The 17,372-nt window shown below is 43.4% G+C and carries 11 protein-coding genes; all 11 read left to right on the forward strand.

The genetic code is table 11. The features are described from left to right. The first annotated feature begins 200 nt into the window (after positions 1-200). The 11 genes from ACEN2L_RS09270 to ACEN2L_RS09320 all read left to right on the forward strand — a co-directional run bounded on the left by ACEN2L_RS09270 (position 201) and on the right by ACEN2L_RS09320 (position 17,370). Positions 201-2,783, forward strand: coding sequence for a family 16 glycosylhydrolase (locus tag ACEN2L_RS09270; protein WP_441743388.1), 2,583 nt, complete (start codon positions 201-203; stop codon positions 2,781-2,783). Positions 2,784-2,882: 99 nt separating this feature from the next. Next, entirely contained in the window at positions 2,883-5,828 is a 2,946-nt protein-coding gene (locus ACEN2L_RS09275; RefSeq protein ID WP_441743389.1) for a TonB-dependent receptor, read from the forward strand. Between the two features lie 135 nt (positions 5,829-5,963). Further along, complete coding sequence (locus tag ACEN2L_RS09280) at positions 5,964-7,523, forward strand: tryptophan halogenase family protein (RefSeq protein WP_441743390.1); 1,560 nt, start codon at positions 5,964-5,966, stop codon at positions 7,521-7,523. 44 nt (positions 7,524-7,567) lie between these two features. Then, entirely contained in the window at positions 7,568-8,305 is a 738-nt protein-coding gene (locus tag ACEN2L_RS09285) for a SapC family protein (protein ID WP_441743391.1), read from the forward strand. Further along, complete coding sequence (locus tag ACEN2L_RS09290) at positions 8,298-9,305, forward strand: cupin-like domain-containing protein (RefSeq protein ID WP_441743392.1); 1,008 nt, start codon at positions 8,298-8,300, stop codon at positions 9,303-9,305. Before ACEN2L_RS09285 ends, ACEN2L_RS09290 begins: the two co-directional genes overlap by 8 nt. A gap of 359 nt (positions 9,306-9,664) precedes the next feature. Further along, positions 9,665-10,123, forward strand: coding sequence for a ribosome maturation factor RimP (rimP, locus tag ACEN2L_RS09295; protein ID WP_306023484.1), 459 nt, complete (start codon positions 9,665-9,667; stop codon positions 10,121-10,123). Between the two features lie 48 nt (positions 10,124-10,171). Continuing rightward, entirely contained in the window at positions 10,172-11,665 is a 1,494-nt protein-coding gene (gene nusA / locus ACEN2L_RS09300) for a transcription termination factor NusA (RefSeq protein WP_306023483.1), read from the forward strand. A gap of 21 nt (positions 11,666-11,686) precedes the next feature. Next, positions 11,687-14,296, forward strand: coding sequence for a translation initiation factor IF-2 (gene infB, locus ACEN2L_RS09305; RefSeq protein ID WP_441743393.1), 2,610 nt, complete (start codon positions 11,687-11,689; stop codon positions 14,294-14,296). 113 nt (positions 14,297-14,409) lie between these two features. After that, a complete protein-coding gene (gene rbfA, locus ACEN2L_RS09310) occupies positions 14,410-14,838 on the forward strand; it encodes a 30S ribosome-binding factor RbfA (protein ID WP_306023481.1) in 429 nt (142 codons plus the stop codon). A gap of 3 nt (positions 14,839-14,841) precedes the next feature. Next, positions 14,842-15,798: a tRNA pseudouridine(55) synthase TruB gene (gene truB, locus ACEN2L_RS09315; protein WP_441743394.1), complete on the forward strand. Its 957-nt coding sequence runs from the start codon at positions 14,842-14,844 to the stop codon at positions 15,796-15,798. Positions 15,799-15,984: 186 nt separating this feature from the next. After that, a complete protein-coding gene (locus tag ACEN2L_RS09320; protein ID WP_441743395.1) occupies positions 15,985-17,370 on the forward strand; it encodes an ethanolamine ammonia-lyase subunit EutB in 1,386 nt (461 codons plus the stop codon). Positions 17,371-17,372 lie beyond the last annotated feature (2 nt).

Consider the following 17,372-nt stretch of genomic DNA (forward strand, 5'->3'; position numbering starts at 1 on the left):
TGTTACGCAGTTTCCGTGATTATCGCCATATTCAGCATATATATCATACAAATTGAAGGTGTTTATTTTGTAATAAAGCGCAATGTTTAATGTTAATTAAATGTTGACCTTTTAAGGATTTTGATTTAATTTTGATGAAAGCGCTTACATTATGTGGGTGTGGTTCCATTTGTTTTACTTTGCTACTAGGAATTCAATGCATGAACACAATTAGTACACAAATTCAAAGACTGACGGTAGTTGCGGCTGCTGTAAGTTTATTTAGTTGTGGGGGCGGCTCAGAATCAAATACTCAATTTGATGTAGTCAATCCTACTGAGCCCGTTAGTGATTGGGTCCTGGTGTGGAGCGACGAGTTTGACGGCGCTACTATTGATACCAAAAAGTGGACTCATGAAGTCAACTGTAATGGTGGTGGTAACAACGAACAACAATGTTACACCGACGCTGCTGACAACTCATTTGTATCAGACGGAACCTTAAAAATAGTAGCTAAACCTGCAGAAGAGGGCGCAGCACTGCCTTATACCTCTGCACGGCTAAATACCCGATACAAAGCGGATTTTAAATATGGTCGCTTTGAAATGCGTGCAAAATTACCTGAAGGGCAAGGCTCTTGGCCTGCATTTTGGATGTTACCCACCGACTATGTTTATGGCGGGTGGCCTAAGTCAGGTGAAATCGACATCATCGAAGCGGTAAATTTAAAAACCGTAGATGCTGACGGTAATGTTGAAGGATATGTGCACGGTACTCTGCACTACGGTCAAGAATGGCCAGCAAATAAGTCATCTGGAAAGGCTTATGCTTTGCCTGATATGGCAAACCCTGCAGACGATTTTCATACCTATGCCTTAGAGTGGCAAGAAGGTGAAATTCGTTGGTACGTTGATGGTTATTTATATGCAACGCAAATGGCATCTGAAATCAAATATAACGGTAAGGGCGAAGCGGTTGGCTTGAACCACCGGGGTTGGTTTGCGGAATATTTTGACATTTCTACCGGTGAGCTTGAAACACATTGGGATGCTGCTCCCTTTGATCAAGAATTTCATATGTTACTTAATTTAGCTGTTGGTGGCGATTGGCCTTCAAATGTGAATAACACTGGCATTGATGAAACAGCCTTTGCCAATGGTCAAACCTTTGAAATTGACTATGTCCATGTTTATGAATGTTCCGTTAACCCAGATACGGGTAAAGGTTGTGAAACCATTCGTAAAGGCTACAAAGTTGAGGCAAGTGAAGCAAATCCAGATGGGGCGCTTGTTATTGGTGAAGCGCCAATTCCTGTTCCGCCAAGTACTGGTGGTCCAGCACCATTAACCATGCTTTATGATGATGCTTTAGGTGCCGGTTTGAGCTTTGATAGTTACAACCCTGATAGCGCGATATCTTATTCTCAAGTAGAAGAAGCGGGCCGAGGTAATGTGCTTGAAGTGATCAAAACGGGCGCAACCGGAAATGTCTATTTCACTGCCGCTATACCCTTTGATTTAACAGGTTATAGCCCAAATGCCGAATTGGTTTTCGACGTTAACGTGGCGAGTTTTGAAGCTGGAGCTGAGTTGTTAGTTAAGCTTGATAGTGGCTGGCCAAACGTCAGTGACTACACTGTCGTGCTGCCAGCATTAGGCGAGTGGGCAGAAGTCAGAATCAATATTGCGGAACTACTTGCCAGCGGAAACCGCTTTGCACCTGGTAGCTTTGCTAAGCCAGAAAGCGTAACGAATATCTTTGTTGTTGAACCAACAGGCCCCATGAGTGTTAAGTTTGATAATATACGTTTAGAAAACCCTGTTGGGACTGAAATCATCACCCTTTACAGCGATGCGCCAGCATCAGATTTAGTGTTTGATAGTTATAACCCTGATAGTTTTGTTACCTACGCTCAGATCGAAGAGGACGGGCGCGGAAATGTACTTGAGTTAGTAAAAACAGGTGCTACCGGTAATGTTTATTTAACCGCTTCACCTGCCTACGACCTAAGCAACTGGAGTGATGCTGCAGAGATTGTTTTTGACATGTATCTCACTAGCGTTGATTCAGGGGTGGAGTTATTGGTTAAGCTTGATAGTGGTTGGCCCGCAGTTAGTGATTATTCTGTCGCTCTACCTGCACCAGGCGAATGGGTTGAAGTACGCATCAATATTGCTGAACTATTAGCCAATGGAAATCGTTTTGCGCCGGGTAATGCGGCAGACAGTGCCAACATTCCCAATATTTTTGTTCTGGAGCCCACAGGTGCCTTATCTGCTAAGTTCGACAACATCCGTTTAGAAAACCCACCTGAGCCGACTGTTACCACTTTATACGATGATGCCTTATCTACTGACCTGGTTTTTGATAGCTACAATCCAGACAGCGCCATTAGTTACAGTGAAGTTGCAGAAGATGAGCGTGGCAGCGTACTTGAAGTGGTGAAAACTGGTGCTGTGGGTAATGTGTACTTTAATGCCAGTGTGCCCTTTGATGTTAGCTCTTGGGGAGCATCAAGCGCCTTAGTATTTGATGTGAACGTGGCAAGTCTGGATTCGGGCGTTGAATTGTTAATCAAGTTTGACAGTGGATGGCCAAAAGTCAGTGATACCTCAGTGGCTATTCCAACACTAGGAGAATGGACAACAGTTAGGATCAATATTGCTGAGCTGTTGGCAAATGGTAACCGATTTGCGCCTGGTAACTTTGCTGACGAGACATCAATTGCAAACATTTTTGTTATCGAGCCTACCGGACCAATGAGTGTGAAGTTTGACAACGTTCGTTTGGAAGAAAGTCAATGATAATGCGGCTCTCTGACGGGTCGCCATACACCCTAAATGGCCAAAAAACGAATATAGCTAACACTAATAGCACATTGATAACAATTGAGTAGGTCGATTATGAATCAACAAACATTTAATAAAAAACGCCTAGCCGCTTCTATTGCGATGTTGTTAGGTACTGCGATGACCCTGCCGGTTTTCGCGCAAGAAGAAGCGCCAGCAGATGACGTTGAAGTGATCCAAGTTAAAGGGATACGCGGCAGTTTAGCCCGTTCCATGGACATTAAACGCGAAGCCAGTGGTGTTGTCGACGCGATTTCAGCTGAGGACATGGGTAAATTTCCTGACACTAACTTAGCCGAATCGTTGCAGCGCATTACCGGTGTTACTGTAAGCCGTTCAAATGGGGAAGGTAGCCAAATAACCGTGCGTGGTTTTGGTCCTGACAAAAACTTAGTCACCCTAAACGGCCGTCAAATGCCAGGAACGGGATATACGCGTTCTTACAGTTTGGAAAACTTAGCTTCAGAAGGCGTCAGTGCTTTAGAAGTAGTGAAAACTGCACGAGCTGAAAACCCAAGCGGTGGTTTAGGTGCAACGGTAAATATTGTTACGGCAAAACCCCTTAATTCGCCGGGCCTAAAATATTCCGTATCGGGTAAGGGCATTTATGATACGTCTACGGTTGCAGGTGATGAGGTCACGCCACAAATCGCTGCTTTGTACAGCAATACCTTTGCCGACAATACCTTTGGTGTTGCCTTGTCGCTATCTATGCAGCAACGTGATTTTCAACAACAAAGTGCTAACATTCCTGGCTGGCAAGCCGACCAAGGTTTAGGCAATGCTACTGGTGATGACGCAATAGATTTGCGGGCTACAGATGCTGATGGCGAAAAAGTAGGGCATACCTACTTTCCTCGTCAAATTTCTTACAATATTAATGATGTAGAACGTTCACGTTTAAACGGTCAGTTAACACTACAATATGCCCCGCGTGACGACATGACCTTCACTTTAGATTACGTGCGCTCTGAAGCGGAAACCTCAGTGGATGGTCGTGGCTTTGGTGTGTGGTTTAACTTTGGCGGTAACATTACCTCTTACCAGCTAGATGAAAATGGAACCGCGGTTAACTTTACTGAAACCGCTAACGATTTCGCTCATTCAGCCAATAGAAGCACCACTTTAGTAGAGGCAGAGTCCATCGGCTTTAATTTTGAATGGCAATTAACTAGTGATATCAATATTGAGTTTGATTACCACGATTCCAGTAATGCTTCAGATAACGGCGCAGATAAAGGTAGTCGCCATGCTGGTAATGTGATTCTTGCTCCCAATAATATCGTTGATAAAACCTATGATTACACCACTGGAGAAGTGCCTCAGTTTACTATGACGTGGCCTGATGGTGCTGCTGAAGCTTCGCCAGGTGATTTTGACCCATTATTTGCACAGTTCGGTCGTGGTCAAGGTGAGTCAACGGTTAAGCAAGCACAGTTGCACTCAGAATGGGTTAACCCTGATGATAGCTTCTTAACTAATGTAAAAGTAGGTTTGGCGCATACTAAACAAACCTTTGGTGGATACAGCGCGAACAATGGTAACGTTGGGCCAAACGGCTACAACGGCAACATGGCTGTTTTTCCTGACAGCATGTTTACCCGTCAAGACACTGGGGATTTGTTAGATGCCCTTGCCGGTGGAGGCAGTAATTTAAGTACTAATTATTATTACAGTTTTGATTATGCTGAAGCCGTTGCTCGTATGGCAGCGTATTTTGATAACTTCCCACTTGACCCACTCAATCCAGATTTTGGTGTGTATAACACCAGTGATGTAGAAGAGAAAACATCAAGTGCTTACGTGTCTGCATCCATGTATTTTGAATTGGCCGATATGCCAGTTGATGTCAATGTTGGCTTGCGCTACGAAAAAAGTGATGTGGTGAGTAACGTATTGCAAAACGTAGAAGATTACATCGTATGGTCAAACCCCACAGAGTGGCAAACACGCTACAAAACAGGCGATCAAAACTTCTTAGAGGGCACCGGTGATTACAACGTTACCTTGCCTAATTTAGATCTTAAAATTGAATTAATGGAGGATTTATACGGACGTTTCTCGGTGGGTAAAACTATCGCTCGTGCTCCATTAGGTGACTTATTAGGCTCACGTTCACTGTCTGGTAGTCCAAAACCGGGCAGCCGTAATGGTAGTTCGGGTAACCCCAGCTTATTGCCGTTTGAATCGTCAAATATAGATTTAACATTCGAGTACTATTACGGCGAAGCCAGCTATGTATCGTTGGGGTATTTCCGTAAAAGTGTGAAAAACTTTATTACCCGCACCACCAGTACTATTACTGTGGACGGATTGCGCGATCCTTTAATAGGCCCTCGTGCAACGGCAGCAATTCAAGACTTGAAAGACGCTGCAGGGGATCAAAGTTTTGTACCAGCTGATGGTGATATCTGGACGCAAATCATCGCCAATGGCGGTGGTGAATTTGATGAACTAACCGGTAACGTTATCGTATTCCAAAACAATGACGATCCTTTAGTTGAGTGGCTAGTCACACAACCCACTAATGGCGATACTAAAAAGGTAGACGGAATAGAATTTGCCGTACAACACTTTTTTGGTGAATCAGGCTTTGGTGCGGGCGTAAACGCAACCTTGGTTGACGGTGACGTTAAATTTGACGTAGACAGTTTTGAAAGACAATCTCCCCTTGAAGGTTTGAGTGATTCTGCGAACTTCCAATTGTTTTATGAGAAGGACGGTTTATCGGTCAAAGTCACTTACGCCTGGCGTGACAATTACCTAATCGGTATTGGTCAAGAACAAGGTTCGGCAGAAAATCCACCGCAGTTTGGCAAAGAATACGCACAAACTGACATGAGTGTGAACTATGACGTGAATGATAATCTGACCGTGTTCTTTGAAGGTTTAAACATTACCAACGAGACCGAACAAGGTTATGGTCGTTATGAAGAGCAGTTCTTGTTTGCTCGCCAATATGGACCACGTTATACATTAGGTGCGCGTTATACTTTTTAATTAGTATCTATATACGGAGTAAAGCCGCTAATTTAGCGGCTTTTCACTTTAAATAAGCGTGCTATATTAAACAAACTTTTTAGCGCCTAGAGTCGTATTTATTGCTGTCAAAACGTACAAATGAGGGTGATACACGTGGTCGATAATTCTATTCGCGTCATTACTATAATTGGTGGCGGCACTGCGGGATGGTTAACCGCAGGTGTGATTGCTGCAGAGCATTTAGCTAATAGCGAGCAGGGTATAGAAGTCAGATTGATTGAGTCTCCCGATGTTAATCCTGTTGGTGTGGGCGAAGGGACGTGGCCGACTATGCGAGGCACACTGAAAAAGATGGGCATCAGTGAAACGGAATTTTTTCGCGAATGTGATGCTTCTTTTAAGCAAGGGGCAAAATTTGCCAAGTGGGTAACAGGCGCTGAAAACGACGCGTATTATCATCCTTTAGTTTTGCCGCAAGGTTATAGCGATATAAATTTAGTGCCGTTTTGGCAGCAACACGCTGACAAAGTTTCTTTTGCTGATGCGGTCAGTTTTCAAGGTTATTTATGTGAGCGCGGTCTTGCTCCTAAACAAAATACCACCCCCGAGTATGCTCATGTAGCGAACTATGCTTATCATTTAGATGCGGGCAAGTTTTCGCATTTTCTGCAAAAACATTGCACACAAAAATTAGGTGTTAAACATTTTCTTGATCATGTCACTGGGGTAAATAGCCATGAAAATGGTGATATTGCGTCGGTGAGCACCAAACAAAATGGCGATATTAGTGGTGATTTATTTATCGATTGCAGTGGTTTTCACGCATTGCTTATTGGTAAACATTACAATGTGCCTTTTATCAGTAAAAAGCATATTTTATTTAATGATACCGCGCTAGCATGTCATGTGCCTTATACTGATGAGCAAAGCGCCATTGCCTCTCATACCATTTCAACCGGTCAGTCGAGTGGTTGGATATGGGATATTGGGTTGCCTTCTCGCCGAGGCGTGGGTCATGTGTTTTCAAGTAAACATACCACAGTTGAAAAAGCCGAAGTTGAGTTGCGCGACTATTTACGCTTGAGTCGTCCTGATATCGCTGATGAGCTAAAAATTCGTCAACTGGATATTAATCCTGGCCATCGTCAGGTGTTTTGGAAAAATAATTGTGTAGCAGTAGGCTTGGCGGCCGGATTTTTAGAGCCTTTAGAAGCATCAGCTTTAGTGTTGGTTGAGTTGTCCGCAGCGATGATCAGCGAGCAATTACCAGCAACACGCGGTGTGATGAATATCGTAGCAAAACGTTTTAATGAAAAGTTTCTGTATCGCTGGGATAGAATCATTGATTTTTTAAAACTGCACTATGTATTAACTAAACGCACAGACAGTCAGTATTGGATTGATAATTGCCGTCCAGAGACTATCCCTGAAGGATTGCAAGAACTCTTAACGTTGTGGCGTCATGAATCACCTTGGCACCAAGACTTTACTCAAGTAGATGAAATATTTCCCTCTGCTAGTTACCAATATGTACTCTATGGAATGGGTTTTGAAACACAAAAAAGAGCAACGCAAAGACGGTCCGAAAACGCTCAGTTGGCCGATATGCAGTTTCGTAAAAACAGCGAAATGGCGCAAAAATTACTGGCAGGCTTGCCTACAAACAGAGACCTAATCAATAAAATTCGTCAATTTGGTCTGCAAAAAATTTAGTTTTTTGTACGGATTAAATACAATAATTAATAGTTGGATACTTCATGCCTAATCATCAACAGCTCGATAACATCACTCACAAAAACTTAAGAGTACTGACTCACCATCATCCAAATTTTGGTGATACCACCAGTTACAGCCGTTTATTTACCTCCGAGTTTAGGCATGCCCAAGGTGATTATCCGATATTGTTTCGTAAAAATAGTGAAACAGGCCAATTCGAAGCCATCGCTTTGTTTGGTTTTGCTGTAGAAGAAAACTTGTTTTTAGATGACCACGGGTGGCATGCGAATTACATTCCACTGGCTATCCAGCGCCGTCCTTTTTTAATTGGCTTTGAGCCTGGCAGTCAAGAATCGCAAGGTGAGCCCAAGGCGGTGGTGCATATCGACATGGATAGTCCACGAATAAGTGAGTCAGAAGGTGAGGCGGTGTTTTTAGAGCAAGGCGGCCAAAGCCACTACTTACAGCAAGTGAGCTCTGTCCTCAATGCTATACATCAAGGCGATACTGAAACCAGAGCCTTTATAGACACCTTGTTACACTATGAGCTGATAGAATCGGTGTCGATCAAGGTGAAGTTGCAAGACGGCTCAAATAATGAATTAAGTAGTTTATACAGCATTAATGAAGAAAAACTTACAAGCTTGGCCGCAGATGCCGTGTACAGTCTTTATCAAAGAGGCTACATGCAGCATATCTATATGGTAATGGCGTCAATGGCAGCCATGTCCCATTTAATTGAATTAAAAAATAAGCAAATATCATCAACTGATGTATAGCGCCTTAGACTCCGTTAAAAGCATCGTTTGTGAGGATTACTCGGCACTTTCAGAATCCATATTAAGGGCGACTGAACCTGTTATTTTAAAAGGGTTAGTTAAAGCATGGCCCTTAGTGCAACACAGTCAGTCTTCGATTGTAGATTCCGCCAACTATCTACGCCGCTTTTATAATGATAAACCCGTGTTTGCCATGGTTGCTGATGCCAAAGAAAAAGGGCGTTTTTTTTATAATGAAGACTTAACGGGTTTTAATTTTGCCCGTCAGCAGATGAATTTCAGGGATTTGCTGGATGCTTTGATTGCAGATGAGCCAAGCCAGCGCAAAGGGTTTTATGTCGGTTCGACATCGGTTGATCAGATATTACCTGGTCTGCGTGATGCTCAAAACGATATACCGCAACTGTCAGATAAACCCTTAGTGAGTATTTGGGTCGGTAATCAATCACGTATTGCCGCACATTATGATGTGACTGATAACGTGGCGTGCGTGGCAGCAGGTAAGCGACGCTTTACCTTATTTGGGCCTGAGCAGTTGGATAATCTTTATATTGGACCATTGGATTTTACCCCCGCTGGGCAACCGGCGAGCTTGGTGGATTTTCATCAGCCAGATTTTATACGTTTTCCTAAGTTCAAAACGGCCCTAGAGCATGCATTGGTTGCAGAACTTGAAGCAGGCGATGGGATTTTTATCCCTAGTATGTGGTGGCATCACGTAGAAGCGCTGTCTGATTTTAATATTTTAGTTAATTATTGGTGGCGCCAAGTGCCTAATTATGTGGGTGTACCAAGTGATGCATTAAACCATGCTATGTTGGCAATAAAATCTTTACCCCTTGAGCAACGAGAAGCGTGGCGGCATCTTTTTGACCACTATGTTTTTAGGCCCGCAGAGCAGGAGCATATCCCGGCGCATGCTCGGGGTATGCTAGATGCCATTGATGAAAATAGCGCCAGAAAACTACGCGCCGTGTTATTAAATAAGTTAAACCGTTAAGGGCGTAAAGAGCCTGCCTAAGAAAAGGCTTTTGCCTATTTCAGCAGTTGCTAATAGCTGTTTTACTCTATATAATGCGGCCATCTTTTGAGACGGGCTCCCTCTGATTTGGATAGTAACGTTTCGCAAAAAGGCGGAAGATTAACGAGTTTTACTGTAGCAATCGCTTCACATACAACGACCTAACACTTCTGCAACCACTGCCTAAAATGCACATTGTTTTACATTTTAGTGAAATAAGTGGATTAGGGTCCAGAACCAAATAGCCCCGTTTGTTAGGGGCTTTTTGTTATCCGTTTTGTCGTAATTTGTAAACATACTCTGGGCATTAGCCCTTTTTTTGTTTTTGGAGCAAAAATTTGTCACAGCTTGAAAAAAAATTAACTGACATGTTAGTCGCACCAGTTGAAGCATTAAACTTCGAATTGGTTGGTATCGAATTTGTTCGTGCCGGTAAACATTCTACTCTACGTGTTTATATCGATCATCCAGATGGTATCACGGTAGAAAATTGTGCTGATGTGAGCCATCAGGTCAGCGCGGTATTAGATGTAGAAGATCCAATCAGCGTTGAATATAACCTAGAAGTGTCATCACCAGGCATGGATCGTCCATTATTCAAAGAACAGCATTATGTAAGTTGCGTGGGTGAAGTCGTGTCAGTGCGTTTACGGATGCCATTGAACGACAGACGTAACTTTAAAGGTAAGCTTCTTGCCTGTGAAAATGGCAATTTAACCGTACAAGTTGATAACCAAACCTTTGTGTTGGCTATTGTGAATATTGAGAAAGGAAACCTTGTCCCTACTTATAAATAAGCAGGTGATAAGGCATGCTCTGGTAAGAACATAATCAGTGAGGCAACAATGAATAAAGAAATTCTATTAGTGGCTGAAGCCGTATCTAATGAAAAACAAGTACCACGTGAAAAAATCTTCGAAGCGTTAGAATTTGCTATCGCAAGTGCTACCAAAAAGAAAAATGAAGGCCATATCGAAGTTCGCGTCAATATCAATCGCGACACAGGGGATTTTGATACTTTCCGTCGTTGGTTAGTCGTTGAAGACGATCATAAACAAGAAAACCCTATGGCAGAGATGTCAATTTCTGCGGCTCAGATTGATGAGCCTGAAATTCAATTAGGTGATTTTGTTGAAGAACAAATTGAGTCAATTACCTTTGACCGAATTACGACCCAAACGGCTAAGCAAGTTATCGTACAAAAAGTACGTGAAGCAGAGCGTAATCAAGTTATTGCAGAATACGAAGAGCGTGTTGGTGAGTTAGTGACTGGCACGGTTAAAAAAGTGAATCGCGATAATATCGTGGTTGACCTAGGAAACAATGCTGAAGGCGTAATATATCGTGACGATATGTTACCGCGTGAAACGTTCCGTCCAGGCGACCGTGTACGCGGTTTATTGTATGTAATTCGTCCAGAAGCACGAGGCGCTCAGTTGTTTATCAGCCGTACGCACCCTGACATGTTGGTTGAATTGTTCCGTATTGAAGTGCCAGAAATTGCCGAAGAAACGCTAGAAATTAAAGCCGCAGCTCGTGATCCGGGTTCGCGTGCAAAAATCGCCGTTAAAACCAATGATAAGCGCCTTGACCCAGTCGGTGCGTGTGTGGGTATGCGTGGTTCACGAGTACAAGCCGTATCAGGTGAGTTAAACGGCGAGCGTGTTGATATCGTTTTGTGGGATGACAACCCCGCTCAATTCGTTATCAATGCAATGGCCCCAGCAGAAGTGGCATCAATTGTAGTCGATGAAGACAGACACGCTATGGATGTTGCTGTGCAGTCTGATAACTTGGCGCAAGCTATTGGTCGTAGTGGCCAGAACGTGCGTTTAGCAAGTCAATTGACTGGCTGGGAACTCAACGTTATGACGGTTGAGGATTTGAATGCTAAACATGCGGAAGAAAACGCCAAGGTACTGGCTGTCTTTACGGCAGGTTTAGACATCGATGAAGATTTTGCCAGCATTCTGGTAGATGAAGGTTTTACCACCTTAGAAGAAATTGCTTATGTACCTATCAACGAATTATTAGACATTGAAGGTCTAGACGAGGATATGGTCGAAGAATTGCGCAGTCGAGCGCGTGCAACCTTAACCACCCGAGCATTAGCAAACGAAGAAACCCTTGAAGCTGCAGAGCCAAAAGAAGAGTTACTTAACTTGGCCGGAATGGACAGGCACGTAGCGTATTTACTTGCCAGTCGCGGCATTACCGATCTCGAAAGTTTAGCCGAGCAGGGTGTTGACGAGATAGCAGATATAGAAGAATTAAACGAAGAAAAAGCCGGTGAGCTAATTATGGCTGCCAGAAATATCGTTTGGTTTAATGAAGAATAGGTCACCAGGAGGAATACCATTATGGCAGACGTATCCATAGAAAAACTCGCCACCGATATAGGCACTTCGGTAGACCGATTAATTACGCAGTTTAACAGTGCAGGCATCCAAAAAAGCGCTGGTGCAAATGTAACAGAAGAAGAAAAACGCCAATTACTTGATTTTTTAAGTAAGCAACATGGTGGGTTTGGTTCTGGTGCACCAAGTCGTATGACTTTGCAACGTAAAACCACCAGCACCTTGAGTGTTGGTAAGTCTAAAGCCGTCACTGTAGAAGTACGTAAAAAACGTACCTACGTTAAACGTACTGACTTAGAAGAACAAGTGCTTGCAGAAGAAGAAGCAAAGCGTTTAGCTGCTGAACAAGAAGCTAAGTTAAAAGCTGAGCAAGAAGCGGCAGAGCAAGCTAAAAAAGAAGCAGAAGAAAAAGCGCAAAAAGCGGCAGAAGCCAAAGCGAAAGCAGATGCTGAACGCATTGCTCGTGCTGAGAAAAGTAAAAAAGAAGCGGAAGCTCGACAAGCAGAAGAGTCAGCATTAAGTCCTGCTGAAAAAGCTGAGCAAGATAAAGCACGTGCAGATGCAGAAAAAATCCGTAAGGCGCAAGAAGAAGAAGCCCAACGTAAACTTGAAGAAGATGCGAAACGCGCTGCTGAAGAAGCTAAAAAATTAGCAGAAGAAAATTCTCGTCGCTGGAAAGAAGAAGAAGAGCGACGTAAGAAGCAAGAAACTGAAGAAGTGCATTTGCACTCAAATCGTTATGCACAAGAAGCAGAAGATGCTGACGATATTAAATCTGAGCGTAATTCTAAACGACGTAAAAAGTCTAAGAAAAATGCCGGTTCTGATTTGAAACACGCTTTTAATAAACCGGCTCAACCAGTGGAGCGAAGTGTGCGAATTGGTGAAAGTATTACCGTTAGTGAACTAGCGGGTAAGATGGCTGTTAAAGCCACTGAAGTCATTAAAACCTTAATGAAAATGGGTGAAATGGTTACGATTAACCATGTCCTTGATCAAGAGACCGCGGTATTAGTGGTTGAAGAAATGGGCCATAAGTATGAATTAGTTAACGATAACGCGCTTGAAGATGAGTTGTTGGCAGACAATGAACAACACGCAGAAGAAACAAGAGCGCCGGTTGTTACTATTATGGGTCACGTTGACCATGGTAAAACCTCATTACTGGATTATATCCGTCGTGCCAAAGTGGCAGATGGTGAAGCGGGTGGTATTACTCAGCACATCGGTGCTTACAGTGTTGAAACTGACAAAGGCCGTATCGCATTTTTAGATACCCCTGGCCACGCTGCGTTTACCGCAATGCGTGCTCGTGGTGCGACAGCAACTGATATCGTTGTCTTGGTTGTTGCTGCTGACGATGGCGTAATGCCACAGACCAAAGAAGCAATTCAGCATGCGAAAGCGGCTGGCGTTCCGTTAATCGTTGCTGTTAACAAAATGGACAAAGATTCGGTTGATGTTGACAGAGTAAAACAAGAGTTGTCACAACTTGAAGTTATCTCTGAAGAATGGGGTGGTGAAAACCAATTCCTGTACGTATCGGCTAAAACTGGTATGGGCATCGATGATTTACTTGACGCAATTATTGTTCAAGCTGAAATGTTAGATTTAAAAGCGGCACCGTTTGGTCCAGCTAAAGGGATTGTTATTGAATCTCGTTTAGATAAAGGACGTGGCCCAGTTGCTTCTGTACTTGTTCAACATGGGCAATTAAAAGCCGGCGATATCTTACTATGTGGTATTGAATACGGTCGCGTTAAAGCAATGCGTGATGAAAATGGTAAACAAGTTAATGTTGCTGGTCCTTCTACTCCGGTTGAAGTACTAGGTTTATCAGGAGTTCCACTTGCCGGAGAAGAAGCTTTAGTCGTGCAAGACGAGCGAAAAGCTCGTGAAGTGGCCTCTAAACGTAATATGAAACAGCGTGAGCTTAAACTGGCTAAGCAACAAAAATCTAAATTGGAAAACATGTTTGCCAATATGGAAGCGGGTAAGTTTAGTGAATTGAATGTGGTACTTAAAGCTGACGTTCAAGGCTCTGTTGAAGCAATCGCTGAGTCATTGATGCGTTTGTCTACTGATGAAGTTAAAGTGAATATTGTCGGTAGCGGAGTAGGCGGTATTACTGAAACAGACGCGAGTTTAGCGAATGCTTCAGGTGCGATTGTTATCGGCTTTAACGTTCGTGCGGATGCTACAGCTCGTCGTATCATTGAAGCTGAAGAAATTGACTTACGTTACTACAGCATTATTTATAATCTAATCGATGAAGTTAAGTTTGCGATGACGGGTATGTTAGCCCCTGAATTCAAACAGCAAATTATCGGTTTGGCTGAAGTTCGTGATGTATTTAAGTCTCCAAAATTGGGCGCAATCGCTGGTTGTATGGTAATTGAAGGCTCGGTTAAACGTAGTAATCCAATTCGCGTATTGCGTGATAACGTGGTTATTTATGAAGGTGAGCTTGAGTCATTACGTCGCTTTAAAGACGATGTACAAGATGTGCGTAACGGCATGGAATGTGGTATCGGCGTGAAAAACTACAACGATGTTAGAGCTGGCGATCAGATCGAAGTCTTTGAAATTGTAGAAGTTAAGCGCGAACTATAATGAGATAGTCACTCTCAAAAACTAGCTTTGGTTCGAGAGTAAATATAAACGGAGGCTTAGGCCTCCGTTTTAGTAACATACTAAACACCTCAATGGTGTTAGGAGACATTAAGATGGCAAGAGAATTTTCCCGCACTGATCGTGTTGGTCAGCAAATTCACAAAGAAATCGCCAGCATATTGCAGAATGAATTTAAAAACCGCGATCCTCGCTTAGGCATGGTGACGGTTTCATCTGTAGAAGTATCTCGTGATTTGGCCTACACCAAGATTTACGTGACCTTTTTTGAAAATGATGAAGAATTGATGGAAGAATACCTCAACATTTTACAAGAAAATAAAGGTTATATTCGGACCTTACTTGCTAGTCGTATGCGCATGCGTGCGGTTCCCGCCTTAAAGTTTTTGCGCGATGGCTCATTAACTGAAGGGATCCGAATTGCTAACCTAGTCAGTGAAACCCGCAACAAAGATGCCGAACGTGCCCGTTTAGCTGGCCGCACGCCAGATGAACAAGAATCTGATAAGCCAAGCGAGGAATAACACTTGGCCAGAAAACGTAAGGGTAGGTTGGTCGACGGTATTTTACTGTTAAATAAACCGCTGGATATCTCGTCTAACCAAGCCATGCAAAAGGTCAAATGGGCATTCGGTGCTGCCAAGGCTGGTCACACGGGGGCGCTTGACCCTCTCGCCACAGGTATGTTGCCAATATGCTTGGGCGAAGCAACGAAGTTTTCACAGTTTTTACTCGATACTGATAAAACCTATCAAGTGACGGCTAAGTTAGGGGTACGGACAACAACGTCTGATGCAGCTGGTGAAGTGGTTGAAACCAATGAGGTTGCAGTCACTGCTGAACAGTTAGCCCAAGTATGTGAGTTGTTCCGTGGCCCTATAAAACAAGTTCCTTCGATGTTTTCTGCTTTAAAGTACCAAGGTAAACCGCTTTACACCTACGCACGTCAAGGTATTGATATTCCTCGTGAAGCCCGTGATATTACTATTTATAGTTTAGTGGTAGAGCGCTTTGAAGGCGACGAAATTGATATGACAGTGCATTGCAGTAAAGGGACCTATATCCGCTCTTTAGTCGATGATATGGGCCAAGCACTGGGCTGTGGTGCCTTTGTCAGCAAATTACATCGCTCACAAGTAACCGATTATCCTAGTGATAAAATGCTGACCTTTGAACAGCTCGATGCATGTGTTTCAAAAGCCAAAGAGCAAGGTTTACCGATAGCTGACATACTTGACCCGCTATTGCTACCAATGGACACCGCTGTTAAGTGTTTAGCTGAGGTTACTCTTAGCCCTGAGCAAGTGATTTATTATAATAATGGTAACTCCGCACGCTTATTGAGTGATATTCACACCACAGCAAACCCTGGCGATGAGGTACGAGTTTATTCACCCACTGCGCGGCTTTTCTTAGGTGTGGGAGTGCTTGAAGAAGGGCACAGAGTGCAACCTAAGCGAGTTGTTGTCAGAGAAGCCGTTTAGTCATACTACCGCAGTGCGACAGCGTCGCGCTGTAGTTTGTTTTATTTTTGACTAAAAACCTGTTTTACCCCTCTTGTTAATCCCTCATTTAAACCTGAAATCACTGAGAAGCAGTTTACTCAGTTGACATCAATGGCCCTTTTGCTTAGAAATGAAGCTCAAAGTAGTGAATTAAGCAGGACCAGCATGCCTTATCAAGTCAATATTGGTGTAACCCGCTATGTTTTTCCAGATCTTCGAACTTTACTTGCCAAAGCAAGTCCATTGCGTTCAGGTGATTGTTTAGCAGGCTTGGCGGCAGAAAATGCCACAGAGCGTGTCGCTGCTCAGATGTGTTTAGCTGATGTACCTTTGAAACGTTTTCTTGAAGATTTGCTTATTCCTTATGAGCAAGATGAGGTAAGCCGTTTGATCATTGATGGCCACAATGTGCAGGCTTTTGCGATGGTCTCCCATATGACAGTTGGTGATTTTCGTAACTGGCTTTTATCTACTGAGGCAAATCAAGGCAGTTTGCAGCAGATATCCAGTGGGCTAAGCCCTGAAATGGTCGCGGCAGTCTCAAAGATAATGCGTATTCAAGATTTAATCTTGGTGTCGCAAAAAATAGAAGTTATCAGTCGGTTTCGCAATACACTTGGGCTTCGCGGCAATTTGGCTACTCGCTTGCAACCTAACCATCCATTGGATGATCCTGCCGGTATCGCATCTTCCATACTCGATGGATTATTATATGGTAGTGGTGATGCTGTAATTGGTATCAATCCTGCCACAGATAATTATCAGGCTGTAACACGTCTGATGCACCTAGTTGATGATGTTATTCAACGATTTGATATTCCAACTCAATCCTGTGTGTTGACTCATGTCTCCACTCATCTTGAAGCGATTGAAAAGGGCGTGCCAGTGGATTTAGTCTTTCAGTCTATTGCGGGTACCCAAGCGGCTAACATGAGTTTTGGCATTGACTTATCGATGTTGCATGAAGCCCATCAAGCTGCATTGTCGTTAAAACGCGGCACTATCGGCAACCAAGTCATGTATTTTGAAACGGGGCAGGGAAGTGCGTTGTCTGCTAATGCGCATCATGGCATCGATCAGCAAACCTGTGAGGCCAGAGCCTATGCTGTTGCGCGCAAGTTTAATCCACTTTTGGTTAACACTGTGGTCGGTTTTATTGGACCAGAATATTTGTACGACGGTAAACAAATCATTCGAGCAGGGCTTGAAGATCATTTTTGTGGCAAATTATTGGGCTTACCAATGGGGTGTGATGTTTGCTACACCAACCACGCTGAGGCGGATCAAGATGATATGGACAGTCTTCTTACGCAATTGGGGGTGGCTGGTGTTAACTTTATTATGGGGGTGCCAGGTGCAGATGACATCATGTTAAATTATCAAAGTACCTCATTTCATGATGCCTTGTACCTGCGCCAAACGTTACATAAACAACCTGCTCCAGAATTTCTTGCGTGGTTGGTGAAGATGGGGATTACTGATACGCGAGGTCTATTAGTCGGTAATGGATCTTTACCAGAGGGCTTTTCATTTTTAGAGGCAAGGTTATAAGC

The organism is Flavobacterium sp. W21_SRS_FM6 (assembly GCF_052119645.1).
In the GTDB taxonomy this organism is placed as follows: domain Bacteria; phylum Pseudomonadota; class Gammaproteobacteria; order Enterobacterales; family Alteromonadaceae; genus Paraglaciecola.